Origin of the sequence: Flavobacterium aestivum (assembly GCF_026870175.2) — a bacterium.
GTDB lineage: Bacteria > Bacteroidota > Bacteroidia > Flavobacteriales > Flavobacteriaceae > Flavobacterium > Flavobacterium aestivum.
Window position 1 is genome coordinate 80,002 of record NZ_CP113977.2, and the last position, 24,049, is coordinate 104,050.

Consider the following 24,049-nt stretch of genomic DNA (forward strand, 5'->3'; position numbering starts at 1 on the left):
AAAATCTAAAAATCTAAAATCTAAAAATTTTTAAATGAACTACTACATCGTAATACCTGCTTATAACGAAGAAGCTTTTATCGCTTTGACTTTGCAATCCTTGGTATCGCAAACTGTTTTGCCAAAAAAAGTTGTGGTTGTCAATGATAATTCTACGGATAAAACTGCCGAAATTGTTTTGGCTTTCGCCAAAGACAATCCGTTTATTACCTTAGTCAATAAAACATCCGAGACAATTCATTTACCAGGAAGCAAGGTAATTCAAGCCTTTCATAAAGGTTTTGAGACTTTAGATAATGATTATGATGTTATTGTAAAATTAGACGGAGATTTAATTTTTCCTCCCAATTATTTTGAAACTATAATCAATCATTTTAAATCGGATTCAAGAATCGGTATGGCTGGTGGATTTTGTTATATCGAAAAAAATGGAGACTGGATTCTGGAAAACTTAACTGACAAAGATCACATTCGTGGTGCATTGAAAGCGTATCGTAAAGAAACATTTCAACAAATTGGTGGCTTAAAACCGGCAATGGGTTGGGATACGGTTGACGAATTGCTTTGCAAATACTACAATTGGAAAGTCGTTACCGATACCTCACTGCATGTAAAACACCTTAAACCAACAGGTGCCAGTTATAACAAAACTGCACGCTATAAACAAGGAGAAGCTTTTTACACCCTTGGATATGGTTTTTGGATTACAGCAATTGCATCGGCAAAACTAGCAATGATGAAGAAGAAACCACTTCTGTTCTTTGATTACATTAAAGGATTTTGGAAAGCCAAAAAAGCCAAAACACCATTATTGGTTACAGAAGAGCAGGCTCGTTTCATTCGAAACTACCGTTTGCAAAAAATGAAACAGAAACTTTTCTAATGAAAAATATTAACCCATAACTTATAACTCATAACAAGTTTGTAATTTAGCCCATATTCTATATCACTATGATGCTCATTCGCTATACATCCCAGATCGGAAAATATTTTTTAATGTGGAAAGAAATTTTTAACAAACCAACAAAATGGTCTGTTATGAAAGGTTTAATCTTCAAAGAAGTAGAAGATTTAATTATCGATTCCTTGGGAATTGTTGCCTTCATATCTTTCTTTGTTGGTGGAGTTGTTGCCATCCAAACGGCTTTAAACCTAACCAATTCCTTTATACCTAAATACCTCATCGGATTTGCTACAAGACAATCTATGATTTTAGAATTTGCCCCAACTTTTATGTCTATTATTATGGCTGGGAAAATGGGTTCTTTCATTACATCAAGTATCGGATCTATGAGAGTTACCGAGCAAATCGATGCTCTTGAAGTTATGGGAGTTAACTCTTTAAATTACTTAGTTTTTCCCAAAATAATTGCTTTAATGATCTATCCATTTTTGGTTGGTATTAGTATGTTTTTGGGAATTTTTGGCGGATATGTAGCTACTGTATATGGTGGTTTTGGAGCTGATATTGACTTTATCGATGGATTACAAAGAGATTTTAATACTTTTCATATATTTTATGCTTTTCTAAAGACTTTTATATTCGGAATGTTCTTGGCTACCATACCTTCCTTCCATGGCTATTATATGAAAGGTGGAGCACTTGAAGTTGGTAAAGCCAGTACTGTTGCATTTGTTTGGACATCTGTGACTATCATTTTGATGAATTACGTATTAACCCAATTACTTTTAACTAAATGATCGAAATAAAAAACATAGAAAAATCATTTGGCGGTGTCAAAATCCTTAAAGGGGTTTCTGCTGTTTTTGAGGCTGGAAAAACCAATTTAATTATTGGTCAGAGTGGATCAGGAAAAACGGTTTTATTAAAATCATTACTAGGAATTCATTCCCCAGAAGCAGGAACTATTTCGTTTGACGGCCGAATCTACTCCGAATTAAACGCAGACGAGAAAAGGGAAATACGTACCGAAATTGGAATGCTTTTTCAAGGCAGTGCTCTTTTTGACAGTATGACTGTTGCCGAAAACGTGGGTTTCCCGCTGAAAATGTTTACCAACGATAGTAACGATAAAATTCAAAAAAGAGTTGATTTCGTTTTAAAAAGAGTAAATCTTATTGGAGCCCATAAAAAAATGCCTTCGGAGATTTCTGGTGGTATGCAAAAAAGGGTTGCTATTGCACGTGCCATTGTAAACAATCCAAAATATTTATTTTGTGATGAACCTAATTCTGGATTAGACCCTAATACTGCCATATTGATTGATAATCTTATCAAAGAGATTACAGAGGAATACAACATTACTACGGTAGTAAACACCCATGACATGAACTCTGTAATGGAGATTGGAGATAAAATTGTATTTCTTAAAAATGGTCTTAAAGCTTGGGAAGGAACCAATCAAGATGTTTTCCTAACCGACAACGAAGCAATTGTAGAATTTGTTTATTCATCCAATTTGTTCAAGAAAGTTAGAGAAGCTTATTTAAAAGGGTAATCTTCAAAAAAAAGAAAAAGGTAGAAATTGTTTTAAAAACATTTCTACCTTTTTCTTTTATAATAAGTTCCTCTAACTATTGTAACTGAGAAACGATACCCTTTATTTCCTGTTCTTTACTTTTTGGATAAATCAACAAAATCGAGTCCTTATCTACAATGATATAATCATCTAGACCATCAACAATTACTTGTTTTCCTATGGCAGTTCTAATCATGTTGTTTGATGCATTTTGTAGTAATACCGTTGCATTTACTACCGCATTATTATTATCATCTTTTGGTAGTTTTTCATGCAATGCTCCCCATGTTCCTAAGTCATTCCAATCAAAAGTAGCAGGAAGTACATACACATTTTTAGCGTTTTCCATTATGGCATAATCTATAGAAATATTGGTCGCTTTAGGATAATTTTCTTGAATAAAAGCATTTTCTTTATCTGAATTATATACCTCATACCCTTTCATAAAAAGAGCATACATATCTGGCTGAAATTCTTCAAAAGCCTTCAAAATTGATTGCACACTCCAAATAAAAATTCCGGCATTCCATAAATAATTTCTGCTTTGAATAAATCGCCTTGCGGTTTTAAAGTCTGGTTTCTCTCTAAACTGAACCACTTTTTTAATAGAACGACTATCTAATTTATCAAATTCGATATAACCATAGCCTGTATTAGGAGCTGTTGGTAAAATCCCTAATGTCATCAAGGTTTCTTCCCTTTCGCATAAATCAAAAGAGCGCTGTAAGTTGGCCACAAACTGCATCTCATCCTCGATCCAATGATCACTTGGCGCAACAACCATTACTGCATTTGGATTTATTTTTTTAATCTTTAATGATGCATATAAAATACAAGCCGCTGTATTCCTCATAGCTGGTTCTAAAACAATTTGATCTTGTTTGACCAATGGCAATTGTTCCAGAATCAAATCATTGTAGCTCTCATGAGTCAGAATCAAGATATTCTCTTTCGGAATAATTTGTGATAGTCTACTAAATGTTTTTTGAATTAAGGTTTCACCTGAACCCAACATATCATGAAACTGCTTTGGAAATTCTCTCGTACTTACTGGCCAAAATCGAGAACCGATTCCGCCTGCCATCAATATTGCGTAATAATTTTTGTTCATTTTAATTTTCTTTAGTTCACTCTATAATGAACATTTTTACCCAGGCAATAGTTCTACCTCAGCATTTGGGTTAAATAAATACAAACGCCCAGTGCTTACTTCTAAGCATTCGTAACGTTTGGTTCGTATGGCAATTTTTTTAAAAATCTTTCCGTTAGGAATTCTAAAAATTCCTCCATATGGTATTTCAAAGATAAAATTTTTATCATTTGGTTTGTCATACTGTTTTAGTGCCAATGCTAATGTTGCATCGGTATCGCTGCTTGCCGTAGGATTTCTGAAATGCCTAGCTAACAAAGGCAGCAAATCATTCGGGAAAATCTCTGGCCTAATAAAAGGCACCATCATTCTCTGAAAAGAATGTTTCCATTCCCCACCATGCGGTTTTATATTTCTTCCAAATTTTTCGAAAGCAACTAAATGCGATATTTCATGAATTAGCGTAATTAAAAACTTGTATTTATTGAGACTCGAATTAACCGTAATTTCATGCTTCCCATTCATCCCTTTTCTATAATCCCCATGACGTGTTTGTCTTTCATTGACAATTTTAAGGTGCACCTGATGCGTAACAATCAGATCAAAAACTGGCTTTACGGCATGTTCCGGCAAATATTTTAAAAGAGTTTCTGGCAAAATTGATTATGAGTTATAAATTATGAGTTAAGAGTTTTTTTTGAAGTTATTATTATGCTTCTTATTATTTTTAGAACCTCGTTACTTTGTTGATGAATGGAATTAAATTCAATTTCTGAAATATAATCTGTTTCTTTCAAAAGCTCAAGCCAATACATAGTTTCATCGCATTCTTTCTGTGAGATCGATAATTTATGAATAAAATCAGCCTTACTTTGAGCATTTATAGCTTCACGAACATTTGCTCCCACTGAAGTTACAGAACGTAAAAATTGTTTACTCATTACAAATTCTTTCTTTTCAGAAATCAAATATTTATAAAAATCAACGCCTCTTTTTGCTAACTCAAAACTTTTATTCTTAATAATGCTTTCATTCATAATTCATAACTCACAATTCATAATTTCTATGGGTTCGTAGAAGAAACTTGCAGCACTTTACCGTTAAAGTATTTATTTCCCGTAAGGGTAAATTCATAAATATAATTGGCCATTTCACTAGCCGAAAGTGGTGCTTGATAACCTGGAAATGCTTCTTGCAGCATTTCGGTCTGAACAGAGCCCAAGGCCAAAACATTAAAAGAAATTCCTTGCTCTTTATATTCTTCAGCTAATAATTCAGATAAAGTAATTACAGCTCCTTTACTAGAACTATAAGCTGCCAATCCTGCAAATTTGAGGCTTCCTTGAATACCGCCCATAGAACTAATTGTTACTACGTGACTGCCTTTTTGCAAATAAGGTAAACAAACACGAGTAAGATTAGCTACTCCAAAAACATTTACTTTATATATATTTTCGAAATCATGCTGTGTCGTTTCCGAAAAAGGTCTTAATAACAAACTTCCCGCATTATGAATAATAGCATCTACTTTTTTCCAAGTGCTGGAAAGAAAATCGTTTACTTGATCCAGCTCTATTTCGTTAGACAAATCAACCGAAAGACAAGTAATATTTTCATGAGAAACCAAATCGTGGTGTGTTTTTCTGGATAATGCAAGCACTTTATGTCCTGCATTCGCAAATTGCAAAGCCAATTCAAATCCTATTCCCCTACTTGTTCCTGTAATAATTATATTTTTCATTCAAGGATAATATTTAATTGTGAAATCCTAGCGATTTCATGTAGCAAAAATAAACAAAACCAACAAAAGAGGCACTATTTTAAATAAACGGATTTATGACAATATAAAAAAACGTGGCTACTTTATTTTATTTATTTTTGCAAAGAAATATACCAACTCAGAATTTAAAAAAGATGATTGATAACATACAATTTGAAGTAGCAAAAAATACAGACATAGAAGGTGTACTGGCATTACAGGATATTTATTTGGTATCGAATATGACTGAGGAAGAAAAGTCATCCGGATTTGTTACAACCCCTTTTTCTGTTGAGCAACTTCAAGAGGTAATTAGTCAAGAAGGTTTGTTTATTGCCAAAGACGACAATAAAATAATCGCTTATATTTTTGCAGCAAGCTGGAACTATTTCAGTCAGTGGGCTATTTTTAATCACATGACTCCTATGCTTCCTGGGCTTTCATTCAAAGATTTTAATCTTACTGATACTAATACTTTTCAATATGGTCCTATTTGCATAGACAAAAAATACAGAGGTAAAGGCTTAATTAATCCTTTCTTTGAATTTATGCGAATTCATCTTATGAAACGTTTTCCAGTAAGCATTACTTTCATCAACAAAACCAATATTCCTTCTCAAAAGGCACATATTGAAAAATTGAAATGGTCTGTTATTGGCGATTTCCAATTCAACAATAATAACTATTTCGTTTTGGCTTATGATATGAATCAGCCGGTTCAATAAATAATCTAGCGAAGATATTTTTTATAGACTTTAAAAGTTTGGACGATAGCCAAGACTACAAAAAACAACGGAATACCTATTGGTACAATGTATTTTGAAAAAGGAATTGTGTTTTGGGATAAAGAATCTAATAAAACTATTACTGCCAGCATCCCGAAAAATGTACCCACTAAAGTGCCAAAAATATAATGGAACTTAAGTTTATGCTTCAGTGATATATGATTGGCATTCATTAAATACAAATTCCAAGCCATCCAAAACGGTATTTGAAGAAAATTCAATCCGCACAATACCATTCCGATTAAAAAAGGAGAATACTGAACATAATCCTCTAAGTAATTATGCTCTTCTACCGTTTGATTAGAATGAGCATAAAACAAGTAGGCTAATAACAAAAGGAAAAACACAGCAAAAAAATCAATGCACTTCATTAATTTCTTGTTATCCATTAGTTGGTTTGCAAAAATCACTGTAAAATAAATTACAATTGCTTCAATAACAATCACCCCCAACAAATAAGAAACCAAGGAATTTAATCCAAATTTAGAGAAGACCTCAACTCCTATAATATTCAAATATCCAAGAGGTAGAGATCCTACAAAGCTCACAATAAATCCAACTATTATATTTTTAAGAGCTTTCATTTTATTTAAAAACTAACGATTCTACGGCTTTGCTTTTGATGCAAACGGTATTCTTTCATTCCTGCTTTGTGTGTCAAATAAGGGAACCCCATTTGATGATTGGCCGCGCTTATCTCATACATGTATGTAATGTGTCGGGCAAGTTCCTTCCATGCAAAAAACAAACTATGCCTAGGGTCATAAATATGTGTTGGTTCACTCGCAGCACCATTCAATTCTACAACAGAGAAATTTTTCCCTTGCTCTAATGCTTCAAACGTATCATACATAATATCTAATCTCCCAAAGTGAAAACCTGGTATTTGCAGACACATTTCATTGAAGGAAGCTGTAAGTTCTGGTGTTATCCTATGGCTCCCGTCTAGAAATTTAGCCCCACGAGCGTGATTCCCGTACGGTACGAGATTTATTTTTTCGCCCATAGGCAAAACTTTCAGTAACTTATTTCCGTATTCTTTTTTTAGCGCTTTTAACTGTAGTTCGTATCTAGCATTTTCTTTTATTAATTCTTCAATAGTTGCTACGCCATTTCCGGTAATGATTAAAAATTCCTTTGCTACAATACCTGTAATTCGTCCTTCCTTTTCGTGTGGATATCGAACATAAAAAATACCAACCTCATTTTCATACGGAATCAAATCTTGTACAATAAAATCAAAATCTGCTTTATCTATATACTGCTTTAAATCAGCTGGAGTTTCTATTTTTTTCACAGCAGAACCTCGCAAACCAATATCTGGTTTGGCAATAAAAGGATATTTAATCCCTGAATTTTCAAGTATTTTATTTATTTCATCAATAGTAGTTCCGACTTTTACCAGTTCTGTTTTTGGATAATACTGTTGTGGAATCAAATTATAAATTTGTTTTTTACTATCCATAATAAAGCCTCCATTTTTGATGGTCGGGTTGGAAGCACTAAAGAAAAAAATAGATTTGGCTTTTATCGAATAATAGGCCCAAAGAAAATATATAGGTACATATACCATCTGAAAAGGCCAGTATTCCCAATGGGTCAATTTGTGAAAGAATAGTTTCAAGAGTTGTATTTAAGATTAATTTTTATTGGATTTTATTTCGGTAATTGAAATTCAGAATGCCTACAATTAAATAGAAATAAATGTTTTTGAATATTTTTTGGATGCAATCAAATCCAGATGATGAATCATTACTTTGTTTTTTTCAATGACTGTTTGTGTAATACTCAATGTTTTCAATTCATTGTTTCTATTTATAACCAAACCATGTTCGTTATTATCAGCTTCGGTATAACGATGAAAATGTAGCATCTTGTCTTCTGTAATTTCTGGATTGGAATCTAAGAAAGCATAGAACCATTTCGAACGTTGTTCTCTAATCTCCTTTGAATACAAGGTTGATGAAGACCAAACATAATTTTTATCAGTTTCTAAACTTACCTTTGATTTTTCGGCTCCGTTCCAACGCAATTGATAAAGCTGTTTATCCTGAAATAGTACTAAAGTAAAGGGTTCTATCCTCTCTAAATCAATTTCGTTCCAAAACTCTTTTGGCGAAACACTACCAATCATATCAAGAACAATCAAACCTCTACTTTTTCGATAAGGCAATTCTAATTGATGCTTTTCAGCGGCTCCATTGAGCAAGACCAAAACAGTACCATTTTCATCAACAACATACCAAGTTCCACCTGCTTTGGGATCTTTGGGATAAATTATATTTTTCCCGTTCAAGGTGTAATTCTGAGGCGGAATTGCATCAGGTCGGATTACTTTTTCATCACGATTTGAGGTAATGATAATTTTATCATTAGTGCTAACAAAACTTACTGTACACATTGTTTTCTGTATTCGACTGTAGAACGGGCTACTCCAAAATTTTCATGAACTGCTACGTTTTCAAATTTTAAAATTGCCACTTTAATTAATGCTTGATGATGGATGCAATGCTCTAGATTATATAGCAATTCTCTGTAATAATTACTTTGAATCTTGATGGCTGTTCCATCAATCATTTGTTCCAATTCGAGTTCTTTATTTTCTTTCTGAATACTGTTTTTGACATCAAAAATCTTTTGAATAGCAAAATCAGTATTTGTTTGAATCAATACGTTTCGCTCTCTTTTATCATAATTCACAGTTCCTGAATCATAATTCTGATTCAGACATTGAAACATTTCAACTATATGCCGAGTATGTTCTCCTATGCTTGCACCGCTCAATTCATAACAAGATTTTGAATATTCTTTTTCAGACAATTGATTTAACAAATCAACCAACTCGTCTAAACTATTATTTATAGATGGAATTAGCATATTATAGTTTTAGTTTTAAAATAGTTTTTATTTTACTTTTATTCCAATAAATCAATGCAATACAACAAAGAAAAGTAATTATTGCTAAAATAAACAACTCCCCTCCATCATTTTGTACATTAATTCCTAATACAAAAAGATGCGAAAAAATAGCTCCAAGCATAACTCCTGCTCCTATTAAAGCACCTAATAAAGTAGTTCGAGGAATCAGGATTAAAACAGCAGCAATCAGCTCGACTACTCCAGAACCAATTCTACCATACGGTTCCATTCCTAAAGTAGAAAAAATATAAACACTTTCTTCGGCACCTGTGAATTTAAAATACAACGTTTGCAACAAAATGATTGCTGCCGTTAGCCGAAATACCCATATTAAAATTAACTTCATCATGTTTTCTTATTTTAAGATTTTTTTCCAATTTGCATCCGCTTTTGCTTTCAAGCTAACCTCATCTTTATTCCAACTTTTTAAGGTATTGTTGAAAAAAGCATTATAGAACAAAAACAGTTTCCCGTCTATAATTTTGAATGTCTCAGGATTGATTTCGACTTTTTCTCCTGAACTTCCCATCGCGTAAGCACACCAACCACCGTATTGTGGCTCGTAAGACGCAGCATTTTTCACAAAAAGATCTTTGTTTGCAACCGATGAAAATTGATATGTTACTCCTTCATAAGTTGCGATTAGTTCTTTCTTGCCTTTTAGAGCTTTTCCTTGTTTAAAGTAAGCTACGGGATCATAACCTTGAATGGCTACTTTTTTTTCTAAATTAAATTCAGCTGTTCTTTTAGAAACCGTTTGAGCCGAAATCGACATTGTTACCAATGCGATGATTAAAGTTAAAAGTATCTTTTTCATAATATTTATAAGTATTAGTATTAAAACAAAATTTTATATTGAAGTGCCAAGACAAAACTTCTAGTCAATCCGTCTGGTCTAATATCCCTGACAACAAAAGGAGTCGCAACAGAAACTTCTATACTTTGTTGTTTGTTAAGATTATAAGTGCTTATCAGATTTCCGTTTATAGTCAACCCTTCTGAGCCTACATAATTTTCTCTTATGCCATAAATATTTTCAAAACTATCTTCGCCAAGATGATAAATAAATAAGACATTGGGTTTGAAACTAAATTTTTGATTTTTTGTGTTTAATGTATATGTTGTTCTAAACAAAGCGTCCGATTTTCGTTGGAATAAATTAGTTGTTGGAAAATCATCTGTCCCCGAATATTCTTTGAAATAGGAATTTTTGTTAATATTAAAAACCGGAATTTGAACTGCAACATTAAAATCCCATTGACTGTATTTAAAATTAGTTCCCAAAAGCAAATCAAATGTTCCCAAACTTGATTGATAATCTAACGGAAGCGAATAACCGTTAATCTTCAAATTAGAGGATGTAAATGGGAATTTCCACCCAAATAATGTGCTCCATTGTTTCTTGTTCTTCTCTGGAAAAGTATATTTCCCAATCAAAAAAGCATCGCCAAATGCTGCTCGTGTACCAAAACTTCCAGTTGCACTAGAAAAAGTAATCTTTGTACTCAATGCAAATTTTTCATTAAACTGTCGTGTATAAGAAACAAAAGGAGAAAAATATTTCACATCCGATTCTCCTGCACCAAAAATGGCCGCAACTTCTATATTGTTTTTCAACTCTTTTGCTGTTGGGTGAAAACCATTCCCGATGGAACAAATCCCTGCATCGCTACAACCCTGCCCAAAAGCAAAGACCGAAATCAAAAACGCACTACTGACTAAAAATATCTTCTTCATCATTATTCATTTGGAGTTAATTCAGCAACTGCAAACAAATGATTGTATTGCTGACAATGGATAAGAACAAATGGATATTGTTTTAAATCTATCCCTTTCGGAAGAACATATACGGTCGAAGCATTCAAATTTCCTAAATTGACAAACTCTGTTGGTGTATTTGATTTTGATAAATACACTTTCAAATCTGGTCCGTTAGAAATACTAAAATCTACTAATCTTAATTTGTATTCACTATTTTCAGAAAAAATTTTCACACCTCCATTAACCGTTATACTGGAAGTGGGAGCGAAAACACCTTGCTTTTTAAGCATAGATGTTTGTTCATCAATCATAGCCGAAGGGACATCACCTGTAAGACTACCTTCTTGCTCGCAAGAATAAAGCAATCCCAAAAAGGTGAGTAGCAAAAATTTATTTTTCATATTGATTTTTTTTATAAACCAAAGGTAAATCTATATGAAAATGGTAATTGTCGGCTATTTTACAGTTCGATCAAAATAGTTTAAAAATTATAGTTTTGTAATATCTGTAATAATTATTTCTTTACGATTGTAAACCAATAAGTCTTTGGTTTCCATCTCGTTCAGCAATTGAGTGGCTGTTTGTCTGGAGGTACAAATAATCTGAGCAATATCATTTTGGGTCAGATAATTTTCAATAACCACTTTATTGTCGATGCGTTTGCCTTCCCTCTCGGCCCAATCTTTTAGAAATTGATACAATCTGGTTTTGGCATCTTTAGAAATTAGATTGGCATAACTATTCTTGATTCGCTTCATTTTCAACCCCACGAACTTGGTATATGATAAGGCTAAGCTAGGGTTCTGAAGTAATAAATTTTCAAAATCAGACATTAGGAAACTGCAAATAACTACATCATCCGAGAGCACTTTAGCATATTCATTAGATTGAGTATCATTCTCAAGTGTCAATTCCCCAAAGAGATCTCCTTTTTGAATAATGTCTTTAATAGTCTCGTTCCCTTCTTCATCTACAGCAACAATCTTGATACTTCCTTTTTTTAAAAGAAAAATCCTTGGTACATCCGAATTAGAGAAATAAATAATTTCACCTTTATTGGCTTTTTTAAATCCTGTGACGATGCACAATTGTTTGATTTGCGACATGCTTAATGTCCAAAATAATTTGTGATCCCGTAGGTACCAATATTTTAATTCGTCGTACATTGAGTTTGTTATTAGCTTATGTAAAATTAAGTAAAGCTGTATTAAAAAAAAGGGTTCTACCCAGAAAATTGGAAATCCAAGTATAGATATATACTATTCTTCAAAGGACAAATTTAGTTATGCGATTACCATTATTGAATTTATAGTGTGTAGAATCACAAATATTCTCTCATAAATCAGAGCAATTCTTGCTAAAATGACTTTCAATTAATTCGATGATCGCAATTACTAAATAATCAATACTTTACAATAAAAAATAATTTATCATCTCAAAAATGTGTTCGAACACAATTTCTGGTATTTTTATTGTTTACTAAAAATATAATCCATAGTTTCGTGATACTATTGCCCTTAGAAAGTAATAATCAAAAAAAAAATGGTTCGAGCTTTTTTTGCCTCTTAACTACTCCTTTTAGATTGTTTAAAAAGAATGAAAAAGAAAAAAATCATAAAAAAATGAGACAAATAGTACTTCTTTTAATCACCACCATATCATTTCATTCTATTTTCAGCCAAAGAAACAGTAGCCCTGAACTTCCTGTAAATAAACTTGTATTGCAAGCCCCCATCAATAATTGGGATGAGGCTATCCCATTAGGCAACGGGTTAATGGGTGGTCTTTTGTGGGGTGAAAATAACATCATTAGATTATCACTGGATCGAGGGGATTTATGGGACGAAAGAATCAATGGCGAACCTAACTGGTGGAAAAAAAATACATACAAAAAAGGAGTAGAATTTATCAATCAAAATAAACCCGAATTAGTAAATGACTGGTGGAATATTCCCTATGATGGCGTGACGCCTACAAAACTACCCGCAGGTCGTGTAGAAATACAATTACCTGCTACAGAAATCGTTAAAAATTTCGAATTAAATTTGGCTTCCGCCGAAGGAATTGCCAATTTCCAATCCAATTCGAATATTAAAGTTATTTACAGTGCCACAGAACCCGTTATATTACTTTCTATAAACGGAATGAGTGTGAATGCTCTCCATCTATTAAGTACTATGGATGTGTTTCGAAAAAATAGTAAGGTTCAAGCTGGACCTTCAAGCGGTGGCACTATGGAGAAATTAGGCTATCCAGAAGCTGTAAAAGGAAGCTCAAAGACTGCACAATGGTATACCCAAGAAGCTGCGAATGGACTAAAATATTGCGTCTACGCACAATCAAAACAACTTAAGAACAATACACTTCTAGCGATAACCATCACTTCTACCAACGATAGCCCAGATTTTCTTTCACTGGCGAAAACGAGATGTGAAAACGCTTTAAACAAGGATTATGCCCTAATTTTAAATAAACACAAACAATGGTGGAAGCAGTTCTGGACAAAATCTAGTGTTAGTATTCCCGATGAAGCTGTACAAATGCAATACAATTTGGCACAGTATTTTTATGGTTCTGCTTCTCGGATTGATTCCCCACCAATGCCTCTTCAAGGTGTATGGACTGCAGACAATGGTTCGCTACCTCCTTGGAAAGGTGATTATCATAATGATCTCAACTCTCAAATGATCTATATGGGTTATCAGGAATCTGGCCGTTTTAGCGAAGGGAGTTCATACATCAATTATTTATGGAATCGCCGTCAGGTTTTTAAGGATTTTGCCAGAGATTTTTATCAGATTGATGGTTTAGCTTGCCCAGGAGTGATGTCCTATTCCGGTCAACCATTGGGAGGATGGGGTCAATACAGCTTGTCCCCTACCATGAGTGCTTGGAGTGCACATCTTTTTTACTTACACTGGCTTTACACTGCTGATGACAATTTTCTAAACGAGAAAGCTTATCCTTGGTGCTCTGGCGTGGGCGAATGCATGTTGGGATTACTCAAGCCTGATAAAAAAGGAATATTAAAACTACCGTTATCTTCATCTCCGGAAATCTTTGATGACAGCCCTAAAGCCTGGCTGCAACCTAACAGCAATTACGATTTGATGTGTCTGAAAATGTTATTCCTCTCTTTGAATGAAATGGCAATTGCCAGCAAAAAATTTACTGAGGCTGAAAAATGGTCAAAAGCCGCAGCAGCATTAGGAGATTTCCACACCAAACCTGATGGCACCTTATTAATTGATGCTGTAACTGAATTACCAGAAAGCCATAGACATCTCTCTAATATTATTGGACTATACCCTTTTAATCTGACTACAAAAGAAGGTGGAGTAACCGATGAAAAAATCATAACTGCCAGTTTAAAAAATTGGGAAACAAAAGGAACTAGTGAATGGTGTGGATATACTTTTTCATGGATGAGTTGCATGCAAGCAAGAGTAGGAAATGCTGAAGAAGCAGTTAAGAATCTAGATATTTTCGTCAAAGCCTTTGTGTTGCGCAACGGTTTTCATGTCAATGGAGATCAAACCAAAAGTGGCTATTCTAATTTTACGTATCGTCCATTTACATTAGAAGGAAATTTTCTAGCCTCGCAAGCGGTTCACGAAATGTTATTACAAAGTTGGAGTCCCACAGCGGGAAAAATCAACACTGGCATACTCCGTTTGTTTCCTGCCACACCCAAAAAATGGGCCAATGCCTCTTTTACTGATTTAAGAGCCGAGGGAGGATATACCGTTTCGGCAACACGAAAAAACAACCAAACGGTTTGGTTTAGTATCGTAGCAAACAAAACCGGAACAGTACGAATACAGGATAATTTTCAGGGGAAATCTCCCAAATGGAACCTTAGCAAAATAAAAAAGATTGGAAATATATACGAAGTAAAGCTCAATAAGGGACAAAAGTTAGAAGCCACTTTTTAATCATTTCAATAAAAAAACAATCATCCTAAATCTCTTTTAATTTAAAAGCCCTTTCGGAGTACCAGACTCTGAAAGGGCTTTTTTGATAATACTCGGATATTTTATCCAGATCTATATTTTCATTAAGAAACCAATGTTCTAGAAATTACAATACGTTGAATTTCCGAAGTTCCTTCATAAATTTGAGTGATTTTTGCATCACGCATCATACGCTCTACATGGTATTCTGCAACATATCCATTTCCTCCGTGAATTTGTACGGCTTCAATAGTAGTATCCATTGCAGTTTGAGAAGCAAATAATTTGGCCATTGCTCCAGATTGAGAAATATCCATTCCTGCATCTTTTTGAAAAGCTGCATTAAAACATAATAATTTTGCTGCGCTAATTTGAGTTGCCATATCGGCTAATTTGAAAGCAATTGCTTGATGTTTGAAGATTTCTTTACCAAAAGCTTTACGCTCTTGTGAATATTTCAAAGCCAATTCGTAAGCTCCCGTTGCAATTCCTAAAGCTTGAGAAGCAATACCAATACGTCCTCCGTTTAATACTGACATCGCAAAATTGAATCCAAAACCATCAGCTCCAATTCTATTTTCTTTAGGCACTTTTACATCATTAAATAATAAAGAATGAGTATCAGAACCGCGAATTCCCATTTTCTTTTCTTTTGGTCCAATGTCAAAACCAGCCCATCCTTTTTCTACAATAAAAGCATTGATTCCTTTATGACCTTTTTCAGCATCAGTTTGAGCAATCACTATATAAGTTGATGCAGTTGATCCATTGGTAATCCAGTTTTTGGTACCATTCAATAGATAGTGATCTCCTTTATCTATAGCAGTTGTTTTTTGTGAAGTCGCATCAGATCCTGCTTCTGGTTCTGACAAACAAAATGCTCCAATTACTTCACCTTTTGCAAGCGGAACTAAATATTTCATTTTTTGTTCCTCATTACAATATTTTTCTATTCCGGCACAAACCAGAGAGTTATTTACAGACATAATAACTGCAGCCGAAGCATCAACTTTTGCAATCTCTGTCATGGCCAGAACGTATGAAACACTATCTAATCCCGAACCGCCATATTTTGGGTCTACCATCATTCCTAAAAATCCAAGCTCTGCCATTTTTTTGACTTGCTCTGCCGGAAATTTTGAATGTTCATCTCTTTCAATCACCCCTTCTAACAATTCAGTTTGAGCAAAATCTCTAGCTGCTTGTTGAATCATTAATTGCTCTTCTGTTAAATTAAAGTCCATAAACCTTGTTTTAAATTAGTATGTTTGTGTTTTTAATAAAAAAAATATCTAAATACAGAAAATATCGCAATTTCTTTTAGACTGTATTTTCTGATTATTCCTTGATGATTGTTTTACTTTTTTAGAATTAACTCTGTTTATATTTAAAAAAATCAGTCAAAGATACTTTTTTATTGTGAATTTATTAATTTTGATCTGTAAATTTATCTCATGAAATCAGAAAACTATAACGTTATCGGAGTGATGTCTGGAACTTCGCTTGATGGCGTAGATTTATCCCATATAAAATTTACCATACACAATCATAATTGGACTTTTGAAATTCTCGAAAGCGAAACCATTGGTTATAGTAAAAAATGGATTGACAAATTAAAAACTGCAGTCGGTTATTCTGAAATAGAACTTCAACAGTTAAACAAAGAATACACAGTACTACTCGCCTCTATTATTTCTGATTTCATCAAAAAACATAAAATAGAAAATCTAGATGCCGTATGTTCTCACGGACATACTATTTTGCATCAGCCTCAAAATGGTTTTACATTACAAATTGGAAACTTACCCGAAATTTCAAAATTGACTCAACAAACAGTCGTTTGTGATTTTAGAGTACAAGATGTTCAACTGGGTGGTCAAGGTGCTCCGTTAGTGCCTATTGGAGATCGCATCCTGTTTTCAGAATATAATTATTGTATGAATCTTGGAGGATTTTCGAATGTTTCGTTCGAAGAAAACAACAAACGAATTGCTTTTGACATTTCTCCTGTAAATACAGTTCTTAATTTCTATGCCAATCAATTGGGGTTTGATTATGACAACAAAGGACAAATTACCCGAACCGGTAACTGCAACGAGATTTTATTGAATCAATTAAATTCTTTAGATTTTTATCAAAAGAAACATCCTAAATCATTAGGTTTTGAATTTGTTAAAACTACAATCTTACCCATGATAGAGAATTTCCCAATCTCTATTGAAGACAAATTAAACACTTTTACAGAGCACATAGCTTTACAAATAGCATTAGCCTTACCTAATAAAAAAGGAACTTTATTAATTACAGGTGGTGGAGCATACAATGATTTTCTCATCGAACGCATTCAATTTCATTTGCCCGAAATGGAGATCATTATTCCTTCTAATACCATTTTAGAATTCAAAGAAGCTTTAATTTTTGCTTTACTTGGAGTATTAAAACTTCGAGAAGAAATTAATGTACTTCAAAGTGTGACCGGTGCACAATATGACCATTGTTCTGGCGTTATTTATCCTTTATAATTGCAAAAAAATCACCTCATCAACTATTTCAACAAACAAAACGTAAGCGTTTATTTACTAGAATTTTACATTTTACGCCAAATAAACTGCAACTAGACTGTATTTTACGTTGTTAGTGAAAATAAACAGACTTAAATCTGTCATTTATGATGAATTAGCATTATTTTTGCGCCAAATTAATAAAGCCCCAATGTTATGAAAAAAATGCTATTAGTAATAACACTTGTTATTACTGCACTATTCTCTGAAGCAAATGCTCAAAAACAAATCGTTTTTGAAGGAGTAACTATACCAAGAACAATTACATTCCAAAACAAAACCTTACAACTTAATGGCGCTGGATCTAGATCAAAGATGTGGGTTGAGGTATACATCCAAGCATTGTATTTGAGTCAACTTTCTCAAAATCCAAAAGAAATTATTAACGATAATTTAGAAATGTCAATTCGAATTGAAGTAACATCCGCCTTAGTTTCTTCAGGAAAATTAACCCGCGCAATGAATGCTGGCTTTGAAAAATCAGCAGGTGACAATTTAGCCTCTTTACGACCTAAAATCGAATTATTAAAAACCTATCTATCTGACGAAATCACAAGAGGAGATGTTTTTGAATTAACATACAATCCAAGTGACAAATCGGTGTGGGTAACAAAAAACCATGAGCTTAAAGGAAAAATCGAAGGATTTGAATTTAAGAAAGCTTTATTCGGGATTTGGTTATCAGACAAACCAGCAGATGAAGATTTAAAAAATAGTTTATTGGGATTATAATACCGTTCTAAAAAAGCTAAAAAGCTCAAAGTGCTTTTATATCATTGGTCGATATAAAAGCACTTTTTTTATGAATAAATGAGATAAAACAAAAAAAACAACAAATACATATTCTGCATAAATCCTTTTTTTATATTTGTAAAAAATAAACATATCACAAAAATATGAAAGATTTACTGAAAAAATTTGAAAACAAAGCCCCGGAAATCATTTTCAACTGGAAAGATTCTGAAACGGAAGCCGAAGGCTGGACTGTGATTAACTCTCTACGTGGTGGTGCCGCAGGTGGTGGAACCCGAATGAGAAAAGGACTTGACATGAATGAGGTTTTATCATTGGCTAAAACGATGGAGGTAAAATTTTCAGTTTCTGGACCTGCAATTGGTGGTGCTAAATCTGGAATAAATTTTGATCCTAATGATCCGCGAAAAAAAGGCGTTTTACAACGTTGGTACAAAGCGGTTTCCCCTTTATTAAAAAGTTATTACGGTACAGGTGGTGATTTAAATGTTGATGAAATTCACGAAGTAATCCCAATGACTGAAGAATGTGGTGTTTGGCATCCGCAAGAGGGTGTATTTAACGGACACTTCAAACCTACCGAAGCTGATAAAATCAATAGAATTGGACAATTGCGCCAAGGTGTAATTAAAGTTATCGAAAACCCAACATTCTCTCCAGACGTAAACAGAAAATATACCGTTGCTGATATGATTACCGGTTATGGTGTTGCCGAAGCAGTACGTCATTTCTATGATATTTATGGTGGTTCTGTAAAAGGAAAGAAAGCCATTGTTCAAGGTTTTGGAAATGTAGGTTCTGCTGCCGCTTTTTACTTAGCCGAAATGGGAGCAAAAATCATTGGAATTATTGATAGAGATGGTGGATTAATCAACGAAGAAGGTTTTTCTTTTGAAGAAATAAAAGCTTTATTCCTTGCCAAAGACGGAAATAAATTGGTTGCCGATAACATGATTCCTTTTGAGGAAATCAATGAAAAAATCTGGACAATTGGTGCCGAAATCTTCACTCCTTGTGCCGCATCAAGATTAGTGGCTCAAAGCCAAATTGATAGCTTAATTGCCAATGGATTGGAAGTAATTTCATGCGGAGCTAACGTTCCTTTTGCTGACAAAGAAATTTTCTTTGGTTCAATCATGGAAGAAGTAGATCGTAAAGTAAGCTTGATTCCTGATTTCATCTCGAACTGCGGAATGGCAAGAGTTTTTGCTTACTTCATGGAAAAGAAAGTACAAATGACTGACGAAGCCATTTTTAATGACACTTCTGTCACTATCAAAAAAGCCATTGCAAAAGCACACGAATTAAACAATTCTAAAACAAACATTAGTGCTACAGCATTTGAGATTGCCTTAAAGCAATTGACATAAAAAACACAATTCATTCAAAATACCTAACACGGATTAAGCAGCTTTAAAACTGTTTGATCCGTGTTTTTTTGTCTTGACAATTTTTAGTACATTTCAACGTTTTTATAAGTACACTTTTTTTAATTCAATTTCCACAATGAGTTCTACACTTTCCAACGATCAAAAGAAATCATTAGCCCTATCTATACTCATTTATGCAGCATTACTATTGCTGTTGTTTTTCATTCGTTTTTGGCCTCCAGCTAATCTCGAAGAAATTGTTGGCAGTGGCGGTGGCGGTGGCGGTGTTACTTTAAACTTTGGCGATAGTGATTTAGGATCGGGAAAAAATATGCAAAGTGAAGTTTTGAATGTTCAGAATCAAGTCAAACAAACTCCAACTAAAAGCACTCCAGACGAAGCCATTTTATCTCAAGAAAATGCCACAGAAGAAAGTGTAGTTATACCAACAAAAGAAAAAACTAAAAAAACGGAAGTTGTTGTCAAAGAAACTCCAAAACCTGAAGTGGTAAAACCAAAAGTTTCGAATTCTACCAATGATGCTTTAGCCAACATTCTAAAAGGTTCCAACAAAGGCGGCGACGGTGATGATAAAACTGCGGGCAACAAAGGAAAATCCAACGGAAGTTTAACTGCGACTGGCTATTATGGCACAGGCGGTTCTGGTGGTGGTACAGGCGGCGGAAATGGAACTGGAAACGGCATTGGTAATGGTAGTGGTTACGGCCCAGGAAGCGGAGGCGGCTCTGGAGGCGGCACAGGAGGTGGATCTGGTTATTCGCTTGGTAATAGAAAAGCACTCTCCAAACCTGCCCCAAAATACACTTGTAACGAATCCGGCAAAGTGGTCGTTGAAGTCTCTGTAGATAGAAACGGAAATACCATCAACGCCGTTGCAGGAATCAAAGGCACAACCAATACTGCAAAATGCCTATTGGATCAAGCCCGAATTGCAGCCATGAATACCAGATGGGATGCCAGTAATGACGCTCCCGAAAAACAAATTGGCAAGATTGTTTATAATTTCAATTTGAATTAAAACAATAATTAGGAGCACTCCTTTTTTGCAATTCATCAACAGTAGTCCCGCTGTACGCTACAATTCCCGATTTAGAAAAACTACGGCAAAACCTTGTTTTTCTAAATCAGGAGATTTCCACTTCCATCGGGGCTAGTTTACGAATTTAATTTTTCAAAACAGCTTTTCCTTAATAACTATCCGCAATTACGATCGCATCTCAATACTATAACTTAATCGTATTTCGGGAAAAAGAGAATTTCTTCTTTATTATTAGCTATAGCTGAACTTCTAATCTCTTTTAAACAAGCACCTTTTTCATCTTTGGCTACACAGTTTATCAAAACTTCGTCAATAAGCATATCATTTTTGTCCTTGATAACAATTCTGGAGAGCTCTTTATTCACATAATAGAAATACTGAGTATAGAAAGTTGAAAAATTATCTGTTATTCTATCAATAGTTCCATCTGTATTATAATGATAAATGCTTTCGTTTTGTTTGTATTGCTTTTTAGTATAACAACTAATACGTTCACGTTGTTTAGGTTTCCAACGTGTTTTACAGTAATATGGCTCTCTGTCTGGATATGATTCTACTACAAACCACAATCTTTTTTCTGTCTCCTGCAATAGACTACCTGCTGAATCAACCGTTTTAGAGTATTTGATACGGCCATTCCCAGTAAAGACCATCTCTTTTTTATACAAAAGTTTTTTCTGATTATTTACGACAACATATTTTTCTTCGGTTACCGATTTTATTCCTTCCGGCAGCAACCGTTTATTAATATCTTTTTTCGTAGCACACGATTGTACTATCAAGAGAAGTAGTAAAACAAACAAAACTCTCATAATCGTAAAGTGTAATTAAATACTAAGTTACGATTTTTAAACCACCACATAAAAAAGGGCTACTCCAGATAATCTAAAGTAGCCCTTTTTTATTGTGGTCACGCCCACACGAAATTTCTATTTTTATTTCGGACTTGTGGCAATGACAAATTTCAAATTGTTCTTTACTCCTATTTGCAAAACATCAACTAAATCCTGTACTTGAAGGTTGAACGGAATTCGAACAATAACTGTTTGATCTTTTTGGGAATCCATTTTAGACATCAAAACAGTTTCGAGTTCTTCGAAAGCAACAGGTTCTTTGTCAATATAGAATTTTTTATCCTCAGTAACTGATAAACTAATGTATTGTTTGTTGGTCTTTTCATGTGATTTTGCCTTTGGCAGAGCCATTTTTATCACATTCGGATTGGCCAAAGTTGAGATAATTAGGAAAAACAGCAACAAAAAAAACATGATGTCACTCAAGGACGAAGTAGCGACTTCGGCGTGAAATCTTCTTTTTCTTTTGATAGACATGACCTTATGCTTTTTGAATAATATTTACGAATTCTAATATTTGCTTTTGCACTTTCAAAGCATAATTATCAATCTTCCCGTTCAGTAAGTGGTAAGCACTGTAGGCGATAATCCCCACAATTAATCCCGAACCACTACTAATCATTTTTTCATATAAACCTCCCGAAATGTTACCGATACTAATGTTTTCAGTCACAGAGATACTATAGAAAATCTTGATTACCCCAGAGATTGTCCCAATAAATCCAAGTGTTGGCGCAATACCCGCGATAAGCCCCAATTGTCCTAAATGTTGTTCCATTTCTGCAATCTCTATATCGGCAGCACGATCCATATTCGATTCTATCTCGGCAATAGGACGCCCTATTAATAAGATTCCTTCTTTTATCACATTACCCGATGCCGTATTGGTTCTTTCGGTTATAGAACGAGCCAAATCAAAATTTCCTGCATTCAGATGATCTTTAACATCCCTCATCAAAAGAGGATCAACCTTAGACACTCTATGTATGTATGAATATCTTTCTATAATTACATAAAATGTATAAAACAATAAGATTGCGATTGGGATTAAAAAGAATCCTCCTTTTAGAATAAAACCTAAAACAGAGATTTCTGTATTGGGTGCCACTTTTTCTATAACAACATTAGATGCAGCATTGGCAAGGGAATCAGCTTGTAATTGTATGAAATTAAACATATATTATTCTTGGTTTATAATCATTAATTCTAAAAAATATTTCAATTTTGTAGAAAATATTTTTCACTGTAATATTAAACTAAAAAAAGCAAAAAATATTTCAATTTATAACTATTTTATCAAAAATAAATGAACTATCAAGAAACTACAAACTGGTTGTTTAATCAACTCCCGATGTATCAATTGCAAGGAGCTTCGGCTTATAAAAAAGACTTAACCAATGTTAATTTACTGGCAAGCCATCTTGATAATCCCCATAAAAAGATAAAATGTATTCATGTTGCCGGTACTAATGGCAAAGGCTCTACTTCGCACATGCTGGCTTCTATCCTACAAGAAGCAGGATATAAAGTCGGACTTTATACTTCTCCGCATTTAAAAGATTTTAGGGAACGCATCAAGATTAACGGCATTGAAATTTCCGAAGCTTTTGTTTGTGAATTCATCGAACAACATAAATCCTTTTTTGAAGCCAATGATATGAGTTTCTTTGAAATGTCTGTTGGATTGGCCTTTGATTATTTTGCCACAGAAAAAATAGATATTGCCATTATAGAAGTGGGAATGGGAGGAAGACTCGACGCTACAAATATTATTACACCTCTAGTTTCTGTAATTACTAATATTGGTATTGATCACGTTCAGTTTTTAGGTAACACCTTAGAGTCTATTGCTACTGAAAAGGCAGGAATTATAAAACCCGAAATTCCTGTTGTTATTGGCGAATATACTACTGAGACAAAAGCAGTTTTTTTGGCAACAGCTGCAAAAAATAATGCTAAAATCTATTTCGCTTCTGATTTGATTTCAGAAACTTACCCTTCTGATTTAATTGGTGATTATCAAACCCATAATAAAAAGAACGTTATTCAAGCCCTTACCGTTTTAAACGAACAAACCAACTTTAAAGTAAGTCTCGAAAATATAAAATCAGGTTTACTTCATGTTGTAAAAAACACAGGTCTACTGGGACGTTGGCAACAATTGGGAGATAATCCAAAAATAATTTGCGACACCGCACATAATAAAAATGGCTTAGAAATTGTTTTGAATCAAATACAAAAAGAGAAATTTGATCATTTGCATATTGTGCTTGGTGTTGTCAATGACAAAGAACTGGATGAAGTATTACCATTATTTCCCAAAAATGCAACCTATTACTTTTGCAAACCTAATATTCCTAGAGGCTTAGATCCCGCTTTGTTACAGGAAAAAGCATTGCAATTTTCACTCTCTGGAAACATCTACAACTCTGTAGCTGAAGCTTACAACGCTACTCAGAATAATTCTACAAAAGACGATTTTATCTATATTGGCGGAAGCACCTTTGTAGTAGCCGAATTACCATTAAATAAAGAGGTTTAAACAAATAAAGCCAAGCAACTGGTAAATTGAATTCATATATTTCTATGAATTCAATTTACCAGTTGCTTCAAAATGAAAAACAGTACAAATTGCATTGATAATACCATTGGCTCAATTTGTGCAGTTTTTTTTTTAAAACAAATACTCTTTTTTCTTTTAGCC

At 33.8% G+C, this 24,049-nt stretch carries 27 protein-coding genes; 10 read left to right on the forward strand and 17 right to left on the reverse strand.

Annotation, left to right across the window (positions count from 1 at the left end):
• Window positions 1-34: 34 nt before the first annotated feature.
• From OZP08_RS00435 to OZP08_RS00445, 3 genes are all read left to right on the forward strand, one after another.
• The gene (locus tag OZP08_RS00435; RefSeq protein WP_268847781.1) at window positions 35-883 is read left to right on the forward strand and encodes a glycosyltransferase family 2 protein; all 849 of its coding nucleotides are present in this window, start codon (window positions 35-37) and stop codon (window positions 881-883) included.
• Between the two features lie 68 nt (window positions 884-951).
• Window positions 952-1,701: an MlaE family ABC transporter permease gene (locus OZP08_RS00440; RefSeq protein WP_268847782.1), complete on the forward strand. Its 750-nt coding sequence runs from the start codon at window positions 952-954 to the stop codon at window positions 1,699-1,701.
• Window positions 1,698-2,459, forward strand: coding sequence for an ABC transporter ATP-binding protein (locus tag OZP08_RS00445; protein ID WP_268847783.1), 762 nt, complete (start codon window positions 1,698-1,700; stop codon window positions 2,457-2,459). Before OZP08_RS00440 ends, OZP08_RS00445 begins: the two co-directional genes overlap by 4 nt.
• A 76-nt stretch (window positions 2,460-2,535) precedes the next feature.
• On the opposite strand, the gene OZP08_RS00450 is transcribed toward OZP08_RS00445, so the two are convergent.
• From OZP08_RS00450 to OZP08_RS00465, 4 genes are read right to left on the reverse strand one after another with little or no spacing between them, the layout of a single operon-like run.
• Window positions 2,536-3,591: a mannose-1-phosphate guanylyltransferase gene (locus tag OZP08_RS00450; RefSeq protein WP_268847784.1), complete on the reverse strand. Its 1,056-nt coding sequence runs from the start codon at window positions 3,589-3,591 to the stop codon at window positions 2,536-2,538.
• 36 nt (window positions 3,592-3,627) lie between these two features.
• Window positions 3,628-4,227 (reverse strand): SprT-like domain-containing protein, encoded by a 600-nt coding sequence (locus OZP08_RS00455; RefSeq protein WP_281322721.1) that lies wholly within the window; start codon window positions 4,225-4,227, stop codon window positions 3,628-3,630.
• A 20-nt stretch (window positions 4,228-4,247) separates the two neighbouring features.
• The gene (locus tag OZP08_RS00460) at window positions 4,248-4,607 is read right to left on the reverse strand and encodes a four helix bundle protein (RefSeq protein ID WP_268847786.1); all 360 of its coding nucleotides are present in this window, start codon (window positions 4,605-4,607) and stop codon (window positions 4,248-4,250) included.
• A 26-nt stretch (window positions 4,608-4,633) separates the two neighbouring features.
• A complete protein-coding gene (locus OZP08_RS00465) occupies window positions 4,634-5,311 on the reverse strand; it encodes an SDR family NAD(P)-dependent oxidoreductase (RefSeq protein ID WP_268847787.1) in 678 nt (225 codons plus the stop codon).
• A gap of 173 nt (window positions 5,312-5,484) precedes the next feature.
• Between OZP08_RS00465 and OZP08_RS00470 the strand changes: the two genes are divergently transcribed.
• Window positions 5,485-6,054, forward strand: a complete 570-nt coding sequence (locus OZP08_RS00470; protein WP_268847788.1) for a GNAT family acetyltransferase — start codon at window positions 5,485-5,487, stop codon at window positions 6,052-6,054.
• A gap of 5 nt (window positions 6,055-6,059) precedes the next feature.
• Here OZP08_RS00470 and OZP08_RS00475 read toward each other — a convergent pair whose 3' ends face one another.
• From OZP08_RS00475 to OZP08_RS00515, 9 genes are all read right to left on the reverse strand, one after another.
• Window positions 6,060-6,698, reverse strand: coding sequence for a hypothetical protein (locus OZP08_RS00475; RefSeq protein ID WP_268847789.1), 639 nt, complete (start codon window positions 6,696-6,698; stop codon window positions 6,060-6,062).
• Window positions 6,699-6,703: 5 nt separating this feature from the next.
• Window positions 6,704-7,738 (reverse strand): ATP-grasp domain-containing protein, encoded by a 1,035-nt coding sequence (locus OZP08_RS00480; protein ID WP_281322722.1) that lies wholly within the window; start codon window positions 7,736-7,738, stop codon window positions 6,704-6,706.
• Window positions 7,739-7,804: 66 nt separating this feature from the next.
• A complete protein-coding gene (locus OZP08_RS00485; protein ID WP_281322723.1) occupies window positions 7,805-8,515 on the reverse strand; it encodes an NRDE family protein in 711 nt (236 codons plus the stop codon).
• Entirely contained in the window at window positions 8,503-8,991 is a 489-nt protein-coding gene (locus OZP08_RS00490; protein ID WP_281322724.1) for a DinB family protein, read from the reverse strand. The genes OZP08_RS00485 and OZP08_RS00490 overlap by 13 nt, the downstream gene beginning before the upstream one ends.
• Window position 8,992: 1 nt before the next feature.
• The gene (locus OZP08_RS00495) at window positions 8,993-9,382 is read right to left on the reverse strand and encodes a DoxX family protein (RefSeq protein WP_281322725.1); all 390 of its coding nucleotides are present in this window, start codon (window positions 9,380-9,382) and stop codon (window positions 8,993-8,995) included.
• Between the two features lie 6 nt (window positions 9,383-9,388).
• Window positions 9,389-9,850, reverse strand: a complete 462-nt coding sequence (locus OZP08_RS00500) for a YHS domain-containing (seleno)protein (protein WP_268847794.1) — start codon at window positions 9,848-9,850, stop codon at window positions 9,389-9,391.
• Window positions 9,851-9,870: 20 nt separating this feature from the next.
• On the reverse strand, window positions 9,871-10,770 hold the full coding sequence (locus tag OZP08_RS00505) for a hypothetical protein (RefSeq protein WP_268847795.1): 900 nt from the start codon (window positions 10,768-10,770) through the stop codon (window positions 9,871-9,873).
• A 2-nt stretch (window positions 10,771-10,772) separates the two neighbouring features.
• The gene (locus OZP08_RS00510) at window positions 10,773-11,195 is read right to left on the reverse strand and encodes a DM13 domain-containing protein (RefSeq protein WP_268847796.1); all 423 of its coding nucleotides are present in this window, start codon (window positions 11,193-11,195) and stop codon (window positions 10,773-10,775) included.
• Between the two features lie 87 nt (window positions 11,196-11,282).
• Entirely contained in the window at window positions 11,283-11,960 is a 678-nt protein-coding gene (locus OZP08_RS00515) for a Crp/Fnr family transcriptional regulator (protein ID WP_268847797.1), read from the reverse strand.
• A gap of 456 nt (window positions 11,961-12,416) precedes the next feature.
• On the opposite strand from OZP08_RS00515, the gene OZP08_RS00520 reads away from it, so the two are divergent.
• On the forward strand, window positions 12,417-14,729 hold the full coding sequence (locus tag OZP08_RS00520) for a glycosyl hydrolase family 95 catalytic domain-containing protein (RefSeq protein ID WP_281322726.1): 2,313 nt from the start codon (window positions 12,417-12,419) through the stop codon (window positions 14,727-14,729).
• Between the two features lie 122 nt (window positions 14,730-14,851).
• On the opposite strand, the gene OZP08_RS00525 is transcribed toward OZP08_RS00520, so the two are convergent.
• Window positions 14,852-15,991, reverse strand: coding sequence for an acyl-CoA dehydrogenase family protein (locus tag OZP08_RS00525; protein WP_268847801.1), 1,140 nt, complete (start codon window positions 15,989-15,991; stop codon window positions 14,852-14,854).
• A gap of 210 nt (window positions 15,992-16,201) precedes the next feature.
• Between OZP08_RS00525 and OZP08_RS00530 the strand changes: the two genes are divergently transcribed.
• The 4 genes from OZP08_RS00530 (at window position 16,202) to OZP08_RS00545 (ending at window position 20,470) form a co-directional block, all read left to right on the forward strand.
• Entirely contained in the window at window positions 16,202-17,269 is a 1,068-nt protein-coding gene (locus OZP08_RS00530; RefSeq protein WP_268847802.1) for an anhydro-N-acetylmuramic acid kinase, read from the forward strand.
• 195 nt (window positions 17,270-17,464) lie between these two features.
• Entirely contained in the window at window positions 17,465-18,040 is a 576-nt protein-coding gene (locus OZP08_RS00535; protein ID WP_268847803.1) for a chalcone isomerase family protein, read from the forward strand.
• A gap of 164 nt (window positions 18,041-18,204) precedes the next feature.
• The gene (locus tag OZP08_RS00540) at window positions 18,205-19,431 is read left to right on the forward strand and encodes a Glu/Leu/Phe/Val dehydrogenase dimerization domain-containing protein (protein ID WP_268847804.1); all 1,227 of its coding nucleotides are present in this window, start codon (window positions 18,205-18,207) and stop codon (window positions 19,429-19,431) included.
• Between the two features lie 136 nt (window positions 19,432-19,567).
• Window positions 19,568-20,470, forward strand: a complete 903-nt coding sequence (locus tag OZP08_RS00545) for an energy transducer TonB (RefSeq protein WP_268847805.1) — start codon at window positions 19,568-19,570, stop codon at window positions 20,468-20,470.
• Window positions 20,471-20,682: 212 nt separating this feature from the next.
• Here the strand turns inward: OZP08_RS00545 and OZP08_RS00550 are convergent, their stop codons facing one another.
• The 3 genes from OZP08_RS00550 to OZP08_RS00560 all read right to left on the reverse strand — a co-directional run bounded on the left by OZP08_RS00550 (window position 20,683) and on the right by OZP08_RS00560 (window position 22,522).
• Window positions 20,683-21,303: a hypothetical protein gene (locus tag OZP08_RS00550; protein ID WP_268847806.1), complete on the reverse strand. Its 621-nt coding sequence runs from the start codon at window positions 21,301-21,303 to the stop codon at window positions 20,683-20,685.
• A gap of 123 nt (window positions 21,304-21,426) precedes the next feature.
• A complete protein-coding gene (locus OZP08_RS00555; RefSeq protein ID WP_281322727.1) occupies window positions 21,427-21,822 on the reverse strand; it encodes an ExbD/TolR family protein in 396 nt (131 codons plus the stop codon).
• A 4-nt stretch (window positions 21,823-21,826) separates the two neighbouring features.
• The gene (locus OZP08_RS00560; RefSeq protein WP_268847807.1) at window positions 21,827-22,522 is read right to left on the reverse strand and encodes a MotA/TolQ/ExbB proton channel family protein; all 696 of its coding nucleotides are present in this window, start codon (window positions 22,520-22,522) and stop codon (window positions 21,827-21,829) included.
• A gap of 129 nt (window positions 22,523-22,651) precedes the next feature.
• Between OZP08_RS00560 and OZP08_RS00565 the strand changes: the two genes are divergently transcribed.
• Window positions 22,652-23,887 carry a bifunctional folylpolyglutamate synthase/dihydrofolate synthase gene (locus OZP08_RS00565; protein ID WP_268847808.1) on the forward strand — a complete coding sequence of 412 codons (1,236 nt, stop codon included), beginning with the start codon at window positions 22,652-22,654 and terminating at the stop codon, window positions 23,885-23,887.
• Window positions 23,888-24,049: the final 162 nt, after the last annotated feature.